The sequence below is a fragment of the Paracoccus sp. NSM genome (genome assembly GCF_052379855.1).
In the GTDB taxonomy this organism is placed as follows: domain Bacteria; phylum Pseudomonadota; class Alphaproteobacteria; order Rhodobacterales; family Rhodobacteraceae; genus Paracoccus.
In genome coordinates this window covers 17,712-33,781 of sequence record NZ_JBQTCG010000002.1, presented here as the reverse complement: position 1 = coordinate 33,781, position 16,070 = coordinate 17,712, and the positions used below count along the sequence as shown (strand labels likewise).

19 protein-coding genes, 1 tRNA gene and 2 pseudogenes are annotated in these 16,070 nt (G+C 69.9%); 9 read left to right on the top strand and 13 right to left on the bottom strand.

Annotation, left to right across the window (positions count from 1 at the left end; translation table 11 throughout):
* Positions 1-8: 8 nt before the first annotated feature.
* The 6 genes from ACTZWU_RS03260 (at position 9) to ACTZWU_RS03235 (ending at position 2,662) form a co-directional block, all read left to right on the top strand.
* Positions 9-422 carry an MbcA/ParS/Xre antitoxin family protein gene (locus tag ACTZWU_RS03260; RefSeq protein ID WP_444735927.1) on the top strand — a complete coding sequence of 138 codons (414 nt, stop codon included), beginning with the start codon at positions 9-11 and terminating at the stop codon, positions 420-422.
* A complete protein-coding gene (locus tag ACTZWU_RS03255) occupies positions 419-1,114 on the top strand; it encodes an RES family NAD+ phosphorylase (protein WP_444735926.1) in 696 nt (231 codons plus the stop codon). Before ACTZWU_RS03260 ends, ACTZWU_RS03255 begins: the two co-directional genes overlap by 4 nt.
* An 80-nt stretch (positions 1,115-1,194) precedes the next feature.
* Positions 1,195-1,374: a hypothetical protein gene (locus tag ACTZWU_RS03250; RefSeq protein ID WP_444735925.1), complete on the top strand. Its 180-nt coding sequence runs from the start codon at positions 1,195-1,197 to the stop codon at positions 1,372-1,374.
* A 93-nt stretch (positions 1,375-1,467) separates the two neighbouring features.
* The gene (locus ACTZWU_RS03245) at positions 1,468-1,710 is read left to right on the top strand and encodes a BolA/IbaG family iron-sulfur metabolism protein (RefSeq protein WP_444735924.1); all 243 of its coding nucleotides are present in this window, start codon (positions 1,468-1,470) and stop codon (positions 1,708-1,710) included.
* 63 nt (positions 1,711-1,773) lie between these two features.
* The gene (gene grxD, locus ACTZWU_RS03240; RefSeq protein ID WP_444735923.1) at positions 1,774-2,136 is read left to right on the top strand and encodes a Grx4 family monothiol glutaredoxin; all 363 of its coding nucleotides are present in this window, start codon (positions 1,774-1,776) and stop codon (positions 2,134-2,136) included.
* A 127-nt stretch (positions 2,137-2,263) separates the two neighbouring features.
* A complete protein-coding gene (locus ACTZWU_RS03235) occupies positions 2,264-2,662 on the top strand; it encodes a hypothetical protein (protein WP_444735922.1) in 399 nt (132 codons plus the stop codon).
* Between the two features lie 55 nt (positions 2,663-2,717).
* Here ACTZWU_RS03235 and ACTZWU_RS03230 read toward each other — a convergent pair whose 3' ends face one another.
* From ACTZWU_RS03230 to ACTZWU_RS03220, 3 genes are all read right to left on the bottom strand, one after another.
* Positions 2,718-3,371: a phage holin family protein gene (locus ACTZWU_RS03230; protein WP_444735921.1), complete on the bottom strand. Its 654-nt coding sequence runs from the start codon at positions 3,369-3,371 to the stop codon at positions 2,718-2,720.
* Positions 3,372-3,379: 8 nt separating this feature from the next.
* Positions 3,380-3,778 carry a DUF883 family protein gene (locus tag ACTZWU_RS03225; protein ID WP_444735920.1) on the bottom strand — a complete coding sequence of 133 codons (399 nt, stop codon included), beginning with the start codon at positions 3,776-3,778 and terminating at the stop codon, positions 3,380-3,382.
* Positions 3,779-3,909: 131 nt separating this feature from the next.
* Positions 3,910-3,986, bottom strand: a tRNA-His gene (locus tag ACTZWU_RS03220).
* 103 nt (positions 3,987-4,089) lie between these two features.
* On the opposite strand from ACTZWU_RS03220, the gene ACTZWU_RS03215 reads away from it, so the two are divergent.
* The gene (locus ACTZWU_RS03215) at positions 4,090-4,290 is read left to right on the top strand and encodes a DUF6324 family protein (RefSeq protein WP_444735919.1); all 201 of its coding nucleotides are present in this window, start codon (positions 4,090-4,092) and stop codon (positions 4,288-4,290) included.
* On the opposite strand, the gene ACTZWU_RS03210 is transcribed toward ACTZWU_RS03215, so the two are convergent.
* Positions 4,277-4,744, bottom strand: a complete 468-nt coding sequence (locus ACTZWU_RS03210) for an MmcB family DNA repair protein (RefSeq protein ID WP_444736413.1) — start codon at positions 4,742-4,744, stop codon at positions 4,277-4,279. The genes ACTZWU_RS03215 and ACTZWU_RS03210 overlap by 14 nt on opposite strands.
* Positions 4,745-4,869: 125 nt before the next feature.
* Between ACTZWU_RS03210 and ACTZWU_RS03205 the strand changes: the two genes are divergently transcribed.
* The gene (locus ACTZWU_RS03205; protein ID WP_444735918.1) at positions 4,870-5,625 is read left to right on the top strand and encodes a sulfite exporter TauE/SafE family protein; all 756 of its coding nucleotides are present in this window, start codon (positions 4,870-4,872) and stop codon (positions 5,623-5,625) included.
* A 2-nt stretch (positions 5,626-5,627) separates the two neighbouring features.
* Positions 5,628-5,975, top strand: a complete 348-nt coding sequence (locus tag ACTZWU_RS03200; RefSeq protein WP_444735917.1) for a RidA family protein — start codon at positions 5,628-5,630, stop codon at positions 5,973-5,975.
* On the opposite strand, the gene lpxB is transcribed toward ACTZWU_RS03200, so the two are convergent.
* The 9 genes and pseudogenes from lpxB to ACTZWU_RS03155 form a co-directional block, all read right to left on the bottom strand.
* Entirely contained in the window at positions 5,953-7,113 is a 1,161-nt protein-coding gene (lpxB, locus tag ACTZWU_RS03195) for a lipid-A-disaccharide synthase (RefSeq protein WP_444735916.1), read from the bottom strand. The two genes, ACTZWU_RS03200 and lpxB, sit on opposite strands and share 23 nt — an antisense overlap.
* Before the next feature lie 64 nt (positions 7,114-7,177).
* Positions 7,178-7,987, bottom strand: a complete 810-nt coding sequence (locus ACTZWU_RS03190) for an LpxI family protein (RefSeq protein WP_444735915.1) — start codon at positions 7,985-7,987, stop codon at positions 7,178-7,180.
* Positions 7,984-8,781, bottom strand: a complete 798-nt coding sequence (gene lpxA / locus ACTZWU_RS03185) for an acyl-ACP--UDP-N-acetylglucosamine O-acyltransferase (protein WP_444735914.1) — start codon at positions 8,779-8,781, stop codon at positions 7,984-7,986. The genes ACTZWU_RS03190 and lpxA overlap by 4 nt, the downstream gene beginning before the upstream one ends.
* Positions 8,774-9,253 carry a 3-hydroxyacyl-ACP dehydratase FabZ gene (gene fabZ, locus ACTZWU_RS03180; protein WP_444735913.1) on the bottom strand — a complete coding sequence of 160 codons (480 nt, stop codon included), beginning with the start codon at positions 9,251-9,253 and terminating at the stop codon, positions 8,774-8,776. Before fabZ ends, lpxA begins: the two co-directional genes overlap by 8 nt.
* An 87-nt stretch (positions 9,254-9,340) precedes the next feature.
* Positions 9,341-11,431 carry a glutamine amidotransferase gene (locus ACTZWU_RS03175; RefSeq protein WP_444735912.1) on the bottom strand — a complete coding sequence of 697 codons (2,091 nt, stop codon included), beginning with the start codon at positions 11,429-11,431 and terminating at the stop codon, positions 9,341-9,343.
* A pseudogene (locus ACTZWU_RS03170) lies at positions 11,428-12,150 on the bottom strand (DUF4159 domain-containing protein); the annotation flags it as partial. The gene ACTZWU_RS03175 and the pseudogene ACTZWU_RS03170, both read right to left, overlap by 4 nt.
* Positions 12,151-13,911: 1,761 nt before the next feature.
* Positions 13,912-14,157 (bottom strand): annotated as a pseudogene (locus ACTZWU_RS03165) (BatA domain-containing protein); the annotation flags it as partial.
* Complete coding sequence (locus tag ACTZWU_RS03160) at positions 14,157-15,038, bottom strand: DUF58 domain-containing protein (RefSeq protein ID WP_444735911.1); 882 nt, start codon at positions 15,036-15,038, stop codon at positions 14,157-14,159. The gene ACTZWU_RS03160 and the pseudogene ACTZWU_RS03165, both read right to left, overlap by 1 nt.
* Entirely contained in the window at positions 15,035-16,042 is a 1,008-nt protein-coding gene (locus ACTZWU_RS03155) for an AAA family ATPase (protein ID WP_444735910.1), read from the bottom strand. The genes ACTZWU_RS03160 and ACTZWU_RS03155 overlap by 4 nt, the downstream gene beginning before the upstream one ends.
* Positions 16,043-16,070: the final 28 nt, after the last annotated feature.

The following is a 16,070-nucleotide window of genomic DNA, read 5'->3' as shown; positions in this document are numbered from 1 at the left end:
AGGACGCCATGCAATTTGCCGCCATCCAAAACATCGCACCACGCCCCGACCTGCCCGCCATCACCGAGGCCGAGGCCGCGGCCCTCGCGCGTGCAACCGTGAACCTGTTCCGCGCATGGTCACTGAGCGATGCCGAGGCGCGCATCCTGCTGGGGGACATGGCGCCACGGACCTGGGCGCGCTGGAAGGCGGGCGATATCGGCCGGATCGACCGCGACCTGCGGACGCGCATGGCGGTGCTGATGGGCATTCACAAGGCGCTGCGGATCATCTTTGCCGATCCCGCGCGCGGCTATGACTGGATCAGGCGCCCCAACGCGGCGCTTGGCGGCGTCAGCGCGCTGGATGTGATGCTACGCGGCGAGATCACCGACCTGATCGACATGCGCGCCTATCTGGACGCTGAACGGGGCGCGTGGTGATCGCGCCTCTACGCCGGGTCACGTGGCAACGCAGCGTCCGCATCATCCGCTCGATCCATCCGCCGATCGACCTGTTCGAGGACATCGCCGACCCCGCCGACTGGGAGGCTCTGGCCTCGGCCGAGGCCAAGCTGAACCCCCGCCTGCGCGAAACCTTGGGTGATCTGACCAAGGTGCCGCCCGCGCGGCGTGTCTCGGGCCCCGGCGCAAGCTGGGTGATGGCGCCCTTCGTCCATTGCTCGACCGCGCGGCCGGGGCGGTTCTCGGACGGCAGTTACGGGCTTTACTATGCGGGCGATAGTTCCGAGGTCGCTCTGGCCGAGACGATCCACCACCACGCGCTGTTCATGGCAGCGACCGATCAGCCGCCGGGCTGGACCTCGCATTTCCGGGAACTGGTCGGGCATGTCGATGCCGATCTGGACGACGTGACCGGGATGGCGCCGCTGCTGGACCCGGTCGATTACCGCGCCTCGTGGGATTACGGCGCAAGGCGGCGGGCCGAGGGGGCGAACGGCATCACCTGGCCCAGCCTGCGCCGGCCCGGCGGGCGCTGCGTGGCGTTCTTCTGGCCCGATCTGGTGCCGATCCCGGTGCAGGGCGCGCATTACGCCTATCACTGGGACGGGCGCGCGGTGGATTACGTCAAGGACCTGGATGCGGGTCGGGTCATGGCGGTCCGCGCGGATTGAGGCGGAACCCCCGCCCCTGCCGAGACGTCTGGTTCATGTGACCGCGCCGACAGGCGCCCCCAGACGAAAGGAACCCTGACATGACCTATCGCACCCCGCGCCTTTTGGCGGGCCTTTGCGCCGCCGCGCTGCTGACCCTTGCCGCCTGCGGCAACAATCCGACCGAACGCGCCGCGACCGGCGGCGCCAGCGGCGCGGTGCTGGCAGGCCCGGCGGGCGCCATCGTCGGCGGCACCGTCGGCGCAGCCACCGCGAACTGACGACGCGAACCTGTCCCGACAGCTGGTCCCCGCCCTTGCGGGGGCCACGCGCTTGGCCTAAATCTGAAAGGCAAGGACAGCGAGGACAGCATAATGGCGATGGAAGCGCATGAGATCGAGGCTCTGATCCGCGCCTCGTTTCCGCAGGCCCGGATCACGATCACGGACCTTGCGGGCGATGGCAACCACTACGCAGCCGAGGTGATCGACGAAAGCTTCCGCGGCCTGAACCGGGTGCAGCAGCAGCGCGCGGTCTATGCGGCCCTTCAGGGCAAGATGGACGGCCCGTCGGGCGATCTGCACGCCCTTGCGCTGACGACCAAGGCCCCCGAATAGGGGCCGAGCCTTTTCCAGATGACCGGCCCGCGCCCGACGCGGCCCAAGACAAGGACAGCCGCCATGAGCGATGTGACGACCCGTATCCGCGAACTGATCGACAGCCATGACGTCGTGCTGTTCATGAAGGGCACCCGCGAAATGCCTCAATGCGGCTTTTCCAGCCGCGTGGCGGGCGTGCTGAACTACATGGGCGTCAGCTACCAGGACGTGAACGTGCTGGCCGATGCCGATATCCGCCAGGGGATCAAGGACTTCTCGGACTGGCCGACCATCCCGCAGCTCTACGTCAAGGGCGAGTTCGTGGGCGGCTGCGACATCGTCACCGAGATGACGCTGTCGGGCGAGCTGGACCAGATGTTCGACCAGAACTCGGTCTCCTATGACAAGGCCGCAGCAGACAAGATCCGCGAAGCCAATGCCTGACCGCGCCGGGCGCGCCCCTCGAAGGGTCGCGCCCGCGCCGCATGTCGGGCGGGCGCGCGCCGCCTGTTCCACGGACTGACAAAGATCATCTTGCCCCACTCGCCTTCCGGTGGAAGGATGAGGCATCATGCAACATTCGGTCCCCTGCTTCATCATCATCGAACGGGACAGCTTCATCGCCGGCGATCTGCGCTGCGGGCTGCTTGATGCCTGTCTCGACTGCCTGTGCCTGCGGACGCCCGACATGGATGGGTGCATGTCGATCCTGCACCATCTGGACGACCGCGCCACAAGGCCCGTCATCATCACCAAAGCCTCGATCGCCGAGATCGATGCTTGTGGCCTGGGTGGGATGGCCGCCGCGCGAGGTTGGCGGCTGGTTCTGCGCCTGGGCTCGGACCCGGTCGAGGCCGTCAGGGCGCGGGGCTGGTTCAGCCTGCCCGCGCCCTTCTCATCGGATGATATCACCTCGCTTGTCCATGCATTGCGGGAGGACGCGACCCCGCCGCTGATGCGCCGCGCGTGATGCACAAAGGGGCGGCTCGCGCCGCCCCTGTTACGTGCTCGTGTTCGCCGCCCGATCAGGGCAGGTCATCGGGGTCGATATCGGGCCGCTTGCGCCGTTCCGAAAGGTTCGAGGCGATGGCCACACCGACGGCAAAGGCACCGATCAGCTTGGCCATGCTGCCCGCATCCGTATTGGCCGCGCGTCTGGCGCTGGCCGAGGCGTTGCGGACGCTGCGCTTGGCGTCGCGGCGCCGTTCGGGCGTCAGGCCGACCGCCTGCATCGTGTCGCGCACCGTGCCGAAGACCCGGCGTTCCGCGTCATTGGCCATCTTCGAGGCGCGATAGCTGGCCTCGTCCATGACCGCATGAGCCTTGTTGCCGGCCATGTCCATGACACGTGCGGCCTCGGTCCGGGCACGGTCCGCCGCGATGTCTGCGGCCAGCGACAGGCGGGCCTCGACTTCGCGCTTGAGATCGTCGCTGGTGGGCATGGGCTGGCGCGGCTTCGAGGCCACGATCAGCACCAGCGCCAGAACCAGAAGCAGACCGGCCACGGCAAGCGATGCCAGCGTCGACCCCCAGCCCAATTCATGGGCCAGGAAGGACCAGAGCGCCGCGACGAGGAAACCAAGCGCCACCGCACCCAGAATGCCCGCCCCGACCTTCAGCCCGGTCCCGCGCAGGCGGTCCTTGACCGCAAGCTGCATCTTATGCGCGAAGTCGAACATGCCGCGCCTCAGCGACGCGAGACGAGCAGGCCGACCAGAAAGCCGATCCCGGCCGCGATGCCAAGGGCCTGCGCGGGATTGCGGCGGACCATCTCGGTCACTTCGTCATAGCGTTCTTCCGCATAGGCGGCAGCGTCATGGGCGTGGCGCTGGCCGGTTTCGTAGAGACGCTCGGCCTCGTGGCGGGCCTTGTCGGCATATTCGCGGCCCGCAGCGATCGCGCCGTCGGCCAGTTCGGCACCGCGCTCCCTCAGGCGCTCGGCGCCGGAATTGTCGGCAAGGTCACGCGCGGTTTCGCGGACCTGATCGCCAACCTTGCGGGCGCCCCGTTCCAGATCGTCGCGCGCCTCGCGGGTGGCGGCCTTGGCGTCGCGTGCCGCGTCGTCGGCAGAGATGTTCTGTGCCATGGTGTTCATCCTTTCAGGCTGTCTTGTCACCTTCGAAGCACCAACACGGGCCTGCGACAGAATGTTCCGCTGCACACGCAGAAAAAACGCGGCCCTGGGTCGCGGAACGTCACGTCGCAATGAAAGGAGGATGGTACCGCCTGCCCGGCTCGAACGGGCGACCTCTAGATCCACAATCTAGCGCTCTAACCAACTGAGCTAAGGCGGCACAGGGCGGTTCTTTAGCCCCGGCGGCGTCCCGTTGCAAGCCCTGCTTGCCGCGAAAATGCGTCCGCGCTACAGAAAGTGCCAACCGCAGAAAGGAACCAGCCGTGGGCATCAACAGCGAAAGCGACATCACCGCGAATCTGCAGATCGGCCCGACGGATCAGGGCATGGTCCGCATCTACATCCAGGGCGAGGGCGTGGACCTGCCGATGGATTTCGACCCCGACGAGGCGATGGAGATCGCCGAGGAACTGATCGCCGCCGCCGAGGTCGCCCGCGACGGCGCCAAGCCTAGGCGCCGCTGAACGCGCCGGGATCGGCGGCCGCCTGCAAGCGCAGGGCCGCCGCCCGCGCGAAATCGCGCATCAGTCGGTTGCGTCTTGCGCCGGGCAGGCGTGTTTCGGGCGCCATGCGCGCGATCTCGGCCCCGAACGGGTCGGCAAGGATCAGGCCCGTCCCCTCGGGCAGCAGATCGGCGGGGAAATCGGCGTCAACCGCCCAGAAATACCGGTCGCACCAGTCCAGATAGCCTTGCCATTTCCGGTCGGCGGTGAAATCAGCGCGGCTGCTCTTGCATTCGACCACCCAGATCTCGGACCGGGGGCCAAGGCTCATCACATCCACCCGCAGCCCGCGCGCAGGCACGAATTCCGTCAGCACCGCATGATCCAGGCTGCGCAACAGCCGCCCCACCCCGCGCGCAAGGCGCTGGCCGGGCGTGGCGGGCAGAAGAAGGGCATTCTTAGAAGGGGCGTTCATCCGGGCAGGATAGAACAAGCGTAGAACATCGGCAAGCATCCTGGATGCCCGCGGCTGCTTGCCCCTGCCTCGGCCGGGGGCTAGCGTCTGCCGACCGCGAATCTGCCCGCCAGCGAAAGGCAACCATGTTCGATATCGTGCTGCTTTTCGTTGCGGGCGTGCTGGGGGGCATGCTGAACGCGGTTGCGGGCGGCGGCACCTTCATCACCTTTCCCGCGCTGGTCTTCACGGGCGTGCCGCCGGTCGCGGCCAATGCCACGACGACGGTGGCCGCCCTGCCCGGCTATCTGGCCGCCGCCTGGGGCTTTCGCCGCGACATCCGCGCGATGGAGGGCGCGCCCCTGCTGCGCGTCACGATCTGGACGATGGCCGGGGGCGCGGTGGGTGCGGGCCTGCTGATGGTCAGCTCGAACGAGGGCTTTGCCATGCTGGTCCCGTTCCTGCTGCTGCTGGCGACGGTGGTCTTCACATGGTCGGATCAGGTGCGCCAGGCGGCCTCGCGCTGGCGCAGCATGGTGACGCCGTTCGGGCTTGGCACGCTGTTGCCGATGGCGGTCTATGGCGGCTATTTCAACGGCGGGCTGGGCATCATCATGCTGGCGGTCTTTGCCATGTGGGGCATGACCGACCTGCACCAGATGAACGGGCTGAAAAGCTGGCTCAGCTTCGCGCTGTCGGTGATCGCCTTTGCCGTCTTTGCGGCGGGCGGCAGCATCGTCTGGGGTCCGGCCGCGATCATGGCGCTTGGCACGATCATCGGCGGCTATTCGGGCGCGCCCGTCGCGCGGCGCATCCCCCGGCACATCCTGCGGCTGCTGATCGCCTTTGTTGGCTTCGGCATGACCGCGATCTTCTTCTGGCGTCTCATTCAAGGAGCATGAACATGAGCGACATCAAACGCATCGAGACCGGCCCCCGCATGAGCCAGGCGGTCATCGCCAACGGCTTCGTCTTTCTGGCCGGGCAGGTGGGCGAGCCCGGCACCTCGGTGACGGACCAGACCAAGGCCGTGCTGGCCCAGATCGACGCGCTGCTGGCCGAGGCCGGGACCGACAAGACGCGCATCGTGTCGGCGCAGATCTGGATGGCCGACATGGCCGATTTCGCGGAAATGAACGCGGTCTGGGATGCCTGGGTGCCGCAGGGCCACACCCCCGCCCGCGCGACCGGCGAATCGGCTCTGGCGACGCCCGACTACAAGGTCGAGATCATCGTGACCGCCGTTCTCTGATCGCGGTCAGGACCGAGCGCGCCGCGCGAAGGCCCGGCGCCTCGCCCCCGCGGCCCAGCCGCTCCATGGTCAGCTCCATCGCGTCAAGCTGCGCCATGCGGGCGGAGGGGTCCTCCAGCACCTGTTGCAGCGCGCGCGCCAGCGGGTCGGGCTGACAGGCGCGGCCCAGGAATTCCGGCACGCTGCGCGTCTCGCTGACCAGATTGACCAGCGTGACCGTGTCGGTCCGCAGCAGGAAGCCGATGATCAGGCGGCTCAGCGGCGCCATGTCATAGCCGATCACCATCGGCACCCGGTTCGCCGCCAGTTCCAGACTGACCGTCCCCGAGGCCGCCAGCGCCAGATCGGCGGCGGCAAAGGCCGCGCGCTTTTCGTCTGCCTCTTCGATGACGATGGGCGCGGTGGGCCAGCGGCGCGTCATCTCGCGCACCATCCCCGCCACGCCCGGCACGGTGGGCAGCGCCACGCGGATTTCCGGCACCCGGTCGCGCAGGCGCATCAGCGCCTCGTCAAAGCGGGCGCCAAGACGGGCGACCTCGCCCCGGCGCGATCCGGGCAGGCACAGGACCAGCGGCGTCTCGGGCGCGATGCCGTGGGCGTTGCGGAACAGGGCCGCCTGATCGGGGCCTGCGACGGCCTCGGTCGCGATGGGGTGGCCCACGAAATCGCAGGTCATGCCGGCGGCCTGCATATAGGGCGGCTCGAAAGGCAGGATGGCCAGCACATGGTCGATGACGCGTGCCATCTTTTGCGCGCGCCCCGCCCGCCACGCCCAGACCGACGGCGCGACATAGTGGATCATCGGCAGGTCTGGATTGCCGGGTCGGGCCAGACGCGCCACGCGCAGGCAGAAATCGGGGCTGTCTATGCCGATCAGCGCGTCGGGCGCGGCCTTTGTCACGGCGGCGGCGGTCTGGGCGATGCGCCGCTTCAGCGCGCGGTATTTCGGCAGGACCTCCATCAGCCCCATGACGCTGAGTTCGTCCATCGGGAACAGGCTGTCCAGCCCCTGCGCCTGCATGGCAGGCCCGCCCACGCCGACGAATTCCGCCTGCGGATCAAGGATCTTCAGCCCCGCCATCAGGGCCGCGCCAAGCTGGTCGCCCGAGGCCTCGCCCGCGATCAGGAAGAACTTCATGCCGGTCCGCCTGTGATTGCCTTGGGTTCAGGGGTAGTCGATCGGGGCCGGACAGGCCAGCCCTTCACGCCGCAGCGGGCGGGCATGCCCAGAGAAACAGCCCCTCTGCTTCGGCGCGGCGCAGAGCTTCCTCGCGGTCAAGCAGGATGACGCCGCCCGCTTCCCATGCGATGCCGGCAAGGCCCGCGCGCGCGGCCTGGGTCACGCTGTCGGGGCCAAGGGTGGGCAGGTCGATGCGGCGATCCTGTCCGGGTTTCGGCGCCTTGTAAAAGACGCCCCGCGCCCCGTTCGGATCGGGCCGCAGACCCGCATGACGGGACGCAAAATCCAGCATCGCCGCCGTGCCGGGCAGGGTTTCCAGCGCAAGGCAAAGGCCCTGCGCCACCACGCAGCCCTGTCCCAGATCCAGCGCGCCGGTGGCGGCAAGGATCTCGGCCGCGCGCGCCGCGTCGCGGCGGTCATGGGGCGATGGCTCACCCGTCAGCACACTCGGTCCGGGGACCAGATCGGGGCAGATTTCCGCGACAGAGGAGATACTTAGACCATGCTCCTCAAATATTTCAAGGACCGTCCGCAGCGCCGCATCGTCTCCCGACTGCATCGCCTGAAGGATGCGCGGGACCAGTTGCGCGGTGCGCGGATCAAAGGCCTCGGGGTCCAGACGCGGGCGGCGGACGGCGCCGGCAAAGACCACCCGGCTGACGCCCTGATCCAGCAGGTGATCCAGAAACGGCACCAGACGTTCCAGCCGAAAGGGGGTGGCGGGGATCGGGGGCGCGAAGCCCTCCAGCGCGTGGACAAGGGGCGCGTCCAGCGCGGCGGCGACCAGAGGGGCCAGCCGCCCCTCGCCGGCGATGATGGCGGTGCGGGTCATCGGGCCTCGCTTGCGGGACGCGGCGTCAGGAAGCTGCGATCCGAGGGGCCGAGGATGAAGTCCAGCACCTCGCGCGTGCGGCCGGTGCTGGTGTCGTGCCGCGCCCGCGCCGTGTCGCGGAACGAGCCCTGCGCCAGATCGCCCAGAAGCGCGCGCAGTTCCGAAATCTCGGCGCGCGAGGCGCCCCGGCGCTTGAGGCCCACCAGGTTCAGCCCGTCCAGATGCCCGCGCGGCCCCTGCACCAGACCATGCGGGATCACGTCCGCCGTGACCATCGTGACCGCGCCGATCATCGCGCCCTGCCCGATCCGCACCCATTGATGCACGCCCGACAGCCCGCCCACGATCACGTCATCGCCCAGCACACAATGCCCCGCGACCGAGGCATGGTTCACCAGGATCACCCGATCCCCGATCATGCAATCATGCGCCACGTGGCTGCCTGCCATGAACAGCCCGTCATCGCCGACCTGCGTCAGTCCGCCGCCGCCTTCGGTGCCGGGGTTCATCGTCACATGTTCGCGGATCCGGTTACGCGCGCCGATCACCAGCCGCGTGCTTTCGCCCTGAAACTTCAGGTCCTGCGGCACCTCGCCGATCGAGGCGAAGGGAAAGACGACCGTCTCGGGTCCGATCGAGGTGTCGCCCGCGACGACGACATGGGATTTCAGCACCACCCCGTCACCCAGCCGCACCTTGGGGCCGACCACGCAGAAGGGGCCGATCTGGACGCCCTCGCCGATCTGGGCCCCGGGTTCGACCACGGCCATGGGGTGGATGCGGGTCTCAGCCATCGGTCTTGAGATCCATCATCGCGGTGAATTCGGCCTCGGCGGCCATCTGGCCGTCAACCTTGGCCTCGCCGCGGAACTTCCAGATCTTGCCGCCCGCGCGCTTGACGGTGACGTGCAGTTCCAGAACGTCGCCCGGCACGACCATGCGGCGGAACTTGCAGGCGTCGATGCCCATGAAATAGGTCAGCAGGGGCTTGTCCACCACATCAAGGCTGATCCCCACGACCACGGCCGAGGTCTGAGCCATCGCCTCGACGATGGTCACGCCCGGCATGATCGGCTGGGCGGGGAAATGGCCCTGGAAATGCGGCTCGTTGCAGGTGACCATCTTGATCCCCACCGCGCTTTCGAAGGGCACGATGTCGCGCACCTTGTCGATGAACAGGAAGGGGTAGCGATGGGGAATGATCCGCTTGATCAGCGAAAGATCGGCCTCGGTATAAGGGGCGGGATTGCGCGTTGCGTCAGCCATTTGCGTTCCTTCGGGGCTTTCCGGCCCCGGACGGGGCGTTGCCCAAGGGGTTACCAATCGGGCCGTGCCTTGGCAAGCACGGCCCCCTTATGCCGGCGCCCGGCGGCCCAGACGACCGCCCTCGCGCAGCCAGCCCGTCAGGATCAGCCCGGCGATCAGACCCAGCCAGGCCCACCCGGGCAGCAGCGGGCGGCGCTCCAGCCCGGTGACGCTGGCGGCGTCGCGGGGCGTGACGCCGATCCACGGCCCGGAGATCGCGCGGCCCTCGGCGCGGCGGCCCGGGCGGATCTGGCGCAGGTCCGGCACGCCGTCGGAAAGGCGCTGCACCGATCCGCCCGACGCCGCGACCAGAGGCTCCAGCAGCGGCGCGGCGGCGACGGTTTCCTCGAATTCGCGCGGCGCGCGCGGGCCGATGGCCACGACGCGGCGCACCTGCCCGTCATCCAGCCGGTATAGCCCCGCCTCGGGCGCGGTCCAGCGCGCCGTAAAGCGGCCCGGTCCGTCGGGGGTCAGCGCGATCTCCTCGGTGCCGCCATCGGGGCGGGTCACGGTCAAAGGCGGCGCGGTCTCGGCCATGGAACGCCGGGTCAGGACCAGATCGCTGCCCGAGACATCGGCCAGCAGGGTCTCTTCCTCCAGCTCGGGTTCCTTCATCGACCAATGCGCGATGCGGCGCAGCAATTCCAGCTGCGGGCCGCCGCCCTCGAAGCCGCGCCCCCAGAGCCAGACCTGATCGGATGTCAGCAGCGCCACGCGCCCCTCGCCCACGCGGTTGAGGATCAGCAGCGGCGCGTCCTCGGCCCCGGTCATCACGACCTGCGCGCCGGGCTCGGGCACGGTCTCGGACAGGCGCAGCCAGCGGCCCCATTCGGGGGTGTCGGAACCGCCCAGACCTGCCGTGACGGGGTGGCGCCGACCGTCATCGGTCAGCGTCGGCAGATAGGGCGCGTCGATCACCCGTCCCGTCGGGCGAGCGGGCAGGACCGGCCCCAGAGGCGAACGGTTGAGGCTTTCGACCCCCGCCATTTCCGGCCCAGCCGCGACAAGGATCGCACCGCCGTTTTCGACATAGCGGGCGATGTTGCGGTAATAATCGGGCGGCAGGATGCCGCGCACGCGGTAGCGGTCGAAGATGATCAGGTCGAAATCCTCGATCCGTTCCAAAAACAGCTCGCGCGTGGGAAAGGCGATCAGCGACAGCTCGTTGACCGGAACGCCGTCGAACTTGTCGGGCGGGCGCAGGATGGTGAAGTGGATCAGGTCCACCGCCGCATCCGATTTCAGCAGGTTGCGCCAGGTGCGTTCCCCCGCATGAGGCTCGCCCGAGACCAGCAGCACGCGCAGCCGGTCGCGCACGCCGTTGATGCTGATGGCGGCGGCATTGTTGCGGTCGGTCAGTTCCGGGGGGCTGGCCTCGGGCGCGTCCATGACGATCTGCACGACGTTCTGGCCCGCATGACCCAACGTGACCGGCAGCGTCATCGACACCCCCACCGGGACCGAGACGACCAGCGGTTCCTCGCCGTCCAGAGAAATCCGCAGCGTGGCGGTCGCCCCCGGACCGGGGGGGACGCGGCCCTGATCCTCGATCCGCAAACGGATCTGGATCTCTTGCCCGATCAGGCCGAAGGCGGGGGCTTCCTCGATGACCAGGCGGCGGTCCCAATCCTCGGGCTGGCCCGTCAGCAGGACATGCAGCGGCGCGGGCAGGGTCTCGGGCAGCATCGGCGCGTCATGCAGGCGCCCGTCGGTCAGGGCGATCACCCCGGCCAGCCTTTCGGCGGGCTCGGCGGCGACGGCGCGGGCCAGTTCCGCGCCCAGAAGCGTGCCGTCGGGATCGTCGCCAAGCGTCACGCGGCGCAGTTCGGTGCCCGGCAGCGCCAAGGCGGCCCGGGCCAGCACCTCGGCGGCCTCGTCCATCTGCGCGGCGCGGCCCGGCAGGTCCTGACTGGCCGAGCGGTCCTCGACCAGGATCACGATGTCGGACAGGGCGTTGCGGGTCGCGGTCTCAAGCGCGGGACCGGCCAGCGCCAGCGCGGCGGCCAGACCGGCAAGGCCCCGCCAGCCCCAGCCGCGCAGACCCCGCCACAGCGCGAAGCCCGCGACCAGCACCGCCAGCGCAGCCAGTGCCGCAATCGCCCACCAGGGCAGGGCCGGATCGAAGCGCAGGGCGGTCATCGGGACGGGATCTCCTCTGTCCGCAGGCGTTCCAGCAATTCGGGCACGTGGACCTGATCGGATTTGTAGTTCCCGGTCAGCACATACATGATCAGGTTGATCCCGAAGCGATAGGCCATCTCGCGCTGGCGTTCCCCTTCCCATCCCCGGCCGATGGGATAGAGCGGCGCGCCGTTATCGTCGATGGCCCAGGCCTCGGCCCAGGAATTGCCGCCGATCACCACCGGCGTCACGCCGTCATTCAGCTGACGAAAGGGCATCCCGGCCTCGATCTCGGCGCCGACGGGCGGGGCCTCGACCCAGACCGCATTGCCCATCCAGCGGCCCGGAAAATCACCCAGCAGGTAAAAGGTGCGCGTCAGGACGTGATCATCAGGCACCGGCGCCAGCGGTGGGATGTCCAGAGGCGAGGCCAGACGGCGAAGCGGACCCGACATGTCCGGCCCGCCCACCCCCGTCAGATCGCCGTCGCGCGTGTCGAAGAGGATCATCCCCCCGGATCTCAGGAACGCGTTCAACCGCAGATAGGCGCGCGGGCCGGGCATGGGCTGGCTGTCGGTCACGGGCCAGTAGAGAAAGGTCAACAGCGACAGGTCGTCGGTTTCCAGATCCACGCCGATGGGGCGGCCCGGCTCGACCGAACTGCGCTGGCGCAGGGCGAGAGACAGCCCCCAGAGCCCGCGTTCCGAGGCGCGGTCCACATCTGGATCGCCGGTCACGACATAGGCCAGCGCGACCTCGCCCGCCGCACGCATCAGGTCGGGGTCCAGATCCTGAGCCTGCGCGGGGGGTGGCGCGGTCAGGATCAGACCGGCCAGCAGCGCGGCGGCGATCCGCCCGCCCCGCGCCGCAAAGGCCGAGGCCAGCGCATCCAGCGCCATCAACAGCGCCGCCAAAGCCAGCAGCGGGCCGCGCAGGCCAAGCCCCTGCCCCGCGCCCGCATCCTCGATCCGGGCGCCGGGCCATTCGGCAGGGACGATCGGCGCGCCCGCGTTCAGCGCCTGCACACGCTCGCCCGCCGCATAGATCCCGGCGGGGCGGTCATGGGCGGGGCCGCGCGCCAGATCATCGGCGGCGACCGGCGACAGCCCTTCGGGCGGCAGGGCGCGGCCGAAACCGTCCAGCACGACCTGCGGCGTCCAGAAGGGCGCCTCGCGCGGATCGCTTTCGGTCGCGGGGGCGCTGCGGGCGGTGGCGACAAGGCGGGTCAGCATCTCGACGAAGAGGCCCGACAGCGGCAGGTTCGACCATTCGGGATTGGCCGAAACATGGAACAGCACGACCTGCCCCTGCCCAAAGCGGTCGCGCGTGACCAGGGGCGTCATGTCCGACAGGGTGGCAATCGTGCGCTCGGCCAGATCGGGGCCGGGCTGCGCCATCAGCTGCGCGCGGATGGTCACGTCATCCGGAGGGGTCAGGCCGCCGAACACACCGTCGCGCGCAAAGGGCGCCAGCCCCCGCGGATCGCCCCAGCTCAGCGCACCGCCAATGTCGCGCCCGCCCTGACGCAGCGGGACGGGCAGCAGCAATTCATCGGTCAGGCGGTCGTAGCCCGCCATGCGCGGCCCGGCAAAGCGGATCAGCAGCCCGCCGCGATCCACCCATTCGGCCAGTTCGCCGATCTCTGACAGTTGCACCTGATCGATCAGGATCACGACATCGAGCGCGGCGTCCAGAACGTCGCCCAGACCGCCCTCGATCAGATCGGCCGAGGGGGCCAGCGCCTGCCGGACGTAATGGGCGGGCGACAGAAGCTGCTGGCCCTCGACCTGCCCGGCCATGTCACCGACCAGCGCCACCTTGCGCCGCCGCACGCTGTCATCGGCCAGAACCACCGCCCCGGCATGGCTGGCGCCCTCGATCTGAAAGCGGGTGACGCGGTTGCGCTGTTCGGGCGGCAGGTCCAGCGCGACGGGACGGCTGCCCGCATCGGGGGCGCCGGGGATCAGGCGGGCCAGTTCGCGTTCGATCCCCTGCGGGTCGGGGCCGATGGCCAACACCGCCGCGCCCTCGCCGTGAAGGCGCAGGACCGGCGCGTCGGGACCGGGTTCCAGCGTCAGCGCGCCCAGCCCAGGGGCAGGCGGCACGACGGTCACATCGCCCAGCCCGTCCAGCGCCTGAAACCATGCCGCGCGCGTGGGGTGATCCTGCCCGTCCGACAGCCACAGGACAGACAGCGCGCCGGGCGGCAGGTCCGACAGCGCAGGCCCCGGATCGTCGGGCAGTGCCGAGGGGAAGGCGCCGGGCCGCGCCCCGCGCAGCCGCGCCAGCAGGCTGTCGGCGGGCTGGAAGCGCAAGGCCTGCGCCCCGTCGCGCCCGTCGGCCATCAGCAGCGCGGCAGGTCGGCCTGCGCCCGCGGCCTCGGTCAGGGCGCGTTCGGCGCGGGCCTGCCCCGTGGGCCAGTCGGGCGCGGCGCCCCAGCCCGCATCCATCACCACCAGAAGCGGCCCCGAGGCCGGCAGCAGCGGCGCGGGCCGCCAGACCGGACCGGCAAAGGCCAGGATCAGCGCCGCCACCGCCAGAAGCCGGATCAGCAGCAGCCACCAGGGCGTGCGCCGCGCGGTCGTGCTGCGATCGGCCAGACCCGCCAGCAGCGCGACACCCGGAAAGGTCACGCGCTGCGGCGCGGGCGGGATCGCGCGCAGGATGACCCACAGGACCGGCAGCGCGACCAGCGCCGTCAGGACCCAGGGCGCGGCAAAGCCGATCGGACCCAGAAGCAGCATCAGCGCCCCATCATCTGCCAGAGTGCGGTCAGGCTGCCCGCAGGCGCGTCGCCGGTCGAGGCATGCGCGACAAGCCAGCCCGCGGCCCCCGCCTGCGCGGCCAGCCAGTCGCGCCGTTCCGCCAGCCGCGCCAGATAGGCGCCCCGCAGCCCGCCCGCATCGCGGCTTTCGTGACGCAAAGCGCCTGATTGGGACCGGAACATGACCGCGCCGTGATAGGGAAAGCTTTCCTCGTCGGGGTCCAGCAATTGCAAGATCACCCCGGTCGTGCCCAGACCCGCCGCCTGCGCCAGAAAGCCCGGCAGCCAGTCGGGTTCAGCCAGGAAATCCGCGATCAGGACCACGCGCTGATGGGGCCGCAGCGCGCCCGGATCGGGCGCGTCGGCATCGGCCTCGGAGCCGGGCGCGGCGGTCAGCGCCTCGGCCAGACGTTCGGCCTGAAGGCGGCCGCTGCGGGCGTTCTGGCCCAGCAGGCCCACCCGCTCGCCCCCGCGCAGCATCAGCATGCCCAGCGCCAACGCCAGCAGACGCGCGCGGTCGGCCTTGGTGGCGCGGTCGGGGGCACCCGAAAAGGCCATGCCCTGTCCGCCCGAGACCCAGATCGCGGCGGTCTGGGCGGTCTGCGCCTCGCGGTCGCGGACGAATTCCTGATCCGACCGGGCCGAGCGGCGCCAGTCGATCGCGCGCAGCCCGTCGCTGGACGAGGCCGGGCGGTATTGCCAGAAATCCTCGCCCGGACCGGCGCGGCGCAGCCCATGCGCGCCGGGCGAGACCTGCGCGGCCAACTGCTCGGCGGCAAGGATCAGGCCGGGCAGGTGCAGGCCCGCGGTCTCGGCGCGGGCGCGAAGCTCGGCGGCGCTGGCGGGCGGCTGCGGGCTCATGCGGCGCGCAACTGGCCCACGCGCTCGGCCAGAAGGCGGGCGATCACGGCGTCCAGCGTCTCGCCACGCGCGCGGGCGGCGAAGGACAGCGCCATGCGGTGCCGCAGGACGGGCGGGGCCATCGCCACGACATCATCCAGCGTGGGCGCGAAACGCCCGTGCAGCACGGCACGCGCCCGCGTCACCAGCATCAGCGCTTGCGCCGCGCGCGGCCCCGGACCCCAGACCAGCGCGTCGTTCACGAAGGCGGCCGTTTCGGGCGCGCCGGGCCGGGCGGCGCGGACAAGATCCAGGATCGCCTCGACCACGGCCTCGCCCACGGGCATCTGGCGGATCAGGCGCTGCGCGGCCAGCAGGGTCTCGGGGGTGAAGACGGCATGGGGCGCGCCCTCTTCCAGCCCGGTCGTGGCCAGCAGGATTTCGCGCTCGGTCGCGCGGTCGGGATAGCCCACGTCGATCTGCAGCAGGAAACGGTCCAGCTGCGCCTCGGGCAGGGGATAGGTGCCCTCCTGCTCGATCGGGTTCTGGGTAGCCAGCACGTGAAAGGGGCGCCCAAGCGGGCGGTGCTGGCCGCTGATCGTGACCTCGCGTTCCTGCATGGCCTGCAGCAGCGCGGATTGCGTGCGGGGGCTGGCGCGGTTGATCTCGTCGGCCATCAGAAGCTGGGTGAAGACCGGCCCCTCGATGAAGCGGAAGGCGCGGCTGCCATCGGGGCGGGCATCCAGAACCTCGGAGCCGAGGATGTCGGCGGGCATAAGGTCGGGGGTGAACTGGATGCGCTGGCTGTCCAGACCCAGCACCGTGGCCAGCGTATCGACCAGCATCGTCTTGCCCAGACCGGGCTGGCCCACCAGCAGCGCATGGCCGCCCGCAAGGATCGCGGCCAGAACCTGTTCGACCACGGCGTGCTGGCCGACAAAGCGGCGTTCGGTCGCGTCGCGCGCATCGGCCAGCAAGGCGGCCAGCGCGTTTACCTCGACCACGAGATTTTCGTCCGACGACATGACAATGCCCTTTCGCTGCTTTATGCCA

Excerpts from the sequence above, each read along its gene's own strand:
- ACTZWU_RS03260 (WP_444735927.1), top strand. The coding sequence starts at position 9 with ATGCAATTTGCCGCCATCCAAAACATCGCACCACGCCCCGACCTGCCC.
- ACTZWU_RS03250 (WP_444735925.1), top strand. The coding sequence starts at position 1,195 with ATGACCTATCGCACCCCGCGCCTTTTGGCGGGCCTTTGCGCCGCCGCG.
- ACTZWU_RS03245 (WP_444735924.1), top strand. The coding sequence starts at position 1,468 with ATGGCGATGGAAGCGCATGAGATCGAGGCTCTGATCCGCGCCTCGTTT.
- grxD (WP_444735923.1), top strand. The coding sequence starts at position 1,774 with ATGAGCGATGTGACGACCCGTATCCGCGAACTGATCGACAGCCATGAC.
- ACTZWU_RS03235 (WP_444735922.1), top strand. The coding sequence starts at position 2,264 with ATGCAACATTCGGTCCCCTGCTTCATCATCATCGAACGGGACAGCTTC.
- ACTZWU_RS03230 (WP_444735921.1), bottom strand. The coding sequence starts at position 3,371 with ATGTTCGACTTCGCGCATAAGATGCAGCTTGCGGTCAAGGACCGCCTG.
- ACTZWU_RS03225 (WP_444735920.1), bottom strand. The coding sequence starts at position 3,778 with ATGGCACAGAACATCTCTGCCGACGACGCGGCACGCGACGCCAAGGCC.
- ACTZWU_RS03210 (WP_444736413.1), bottom strand. The coding sequence starts at position 4,744 with ATGAACGCCCCTTCTAAGAATGCCCTTCTTCTGCCCGCCACGCCCGGC.
- ACTZWU_RS03205 (WP_444735918.1), top strand. The coding sequence starts at position 4,870 with ATGTTCGATATCGTGCTGCTTTTCGTTGCGGGCGTGCTGGGGGGCATG.
- ACTZWU_RS03200 (WP_444735917.1), top strand. The coding sequence starts at position 5,628 with ATGAGCGACATCAAACGCATCGAGACCGGCCCCCGCATGAGCCAGGCG.
- lpxB (WP_444735916.1), bottom strand. The coding sequence starts at position 7,113 with ATGAAGTTCTTCCTGATCGCGGGCGAGGCCTCGGGCGACCAGCTTGGC.
- ACTZWU_RS03190 (WP_444735915.1), bottom strand. The coding sequence starts at position 7,987 with ATGACCCGCACCGCCATCATCGCCGGCGAGGGGCGGCTGGCCCCTCTG.
- lpxA (WP_444735914.1), bottom strand. The coding sequence starts at position 8,781 with ATGGCTGAGACCCGCATCCACCCCATGGCCGTGGTCGAACCCGGGGCC.
- fabZ (WP_444735913.1), bottom strand. The coding sequence starts at position 9,253 with ATGGCTGACGCAACGCGCAATCCCGCCCCTTATACCGAGGCCGATCTT.
- ACTZWU_RS03175 (WP_444735912.1), bottom strand. The coding sequence starts at position 11,431 with ATGACCGCCCTGCGCTTCGATCCGGCCCTGCCCTGGTGGGCGATTGCG.
- ACTZWU_RS03160 (WP_444735911.1), bottom strand. The coding sequence starts at position 15,038 with ATGAGCCCGCAGCCGCCCGCCAGCGCCGCCGAGCTTCGCGCCCGCGCC.
- ACTZWU_RS03155 (WP_444735910.1), bottom strand. The coding sequence starts at position 16,042 with ATGTCGTCGGACGAAAATCTCGTGGTCGAGGTAAACGCGCTGGCCGCC.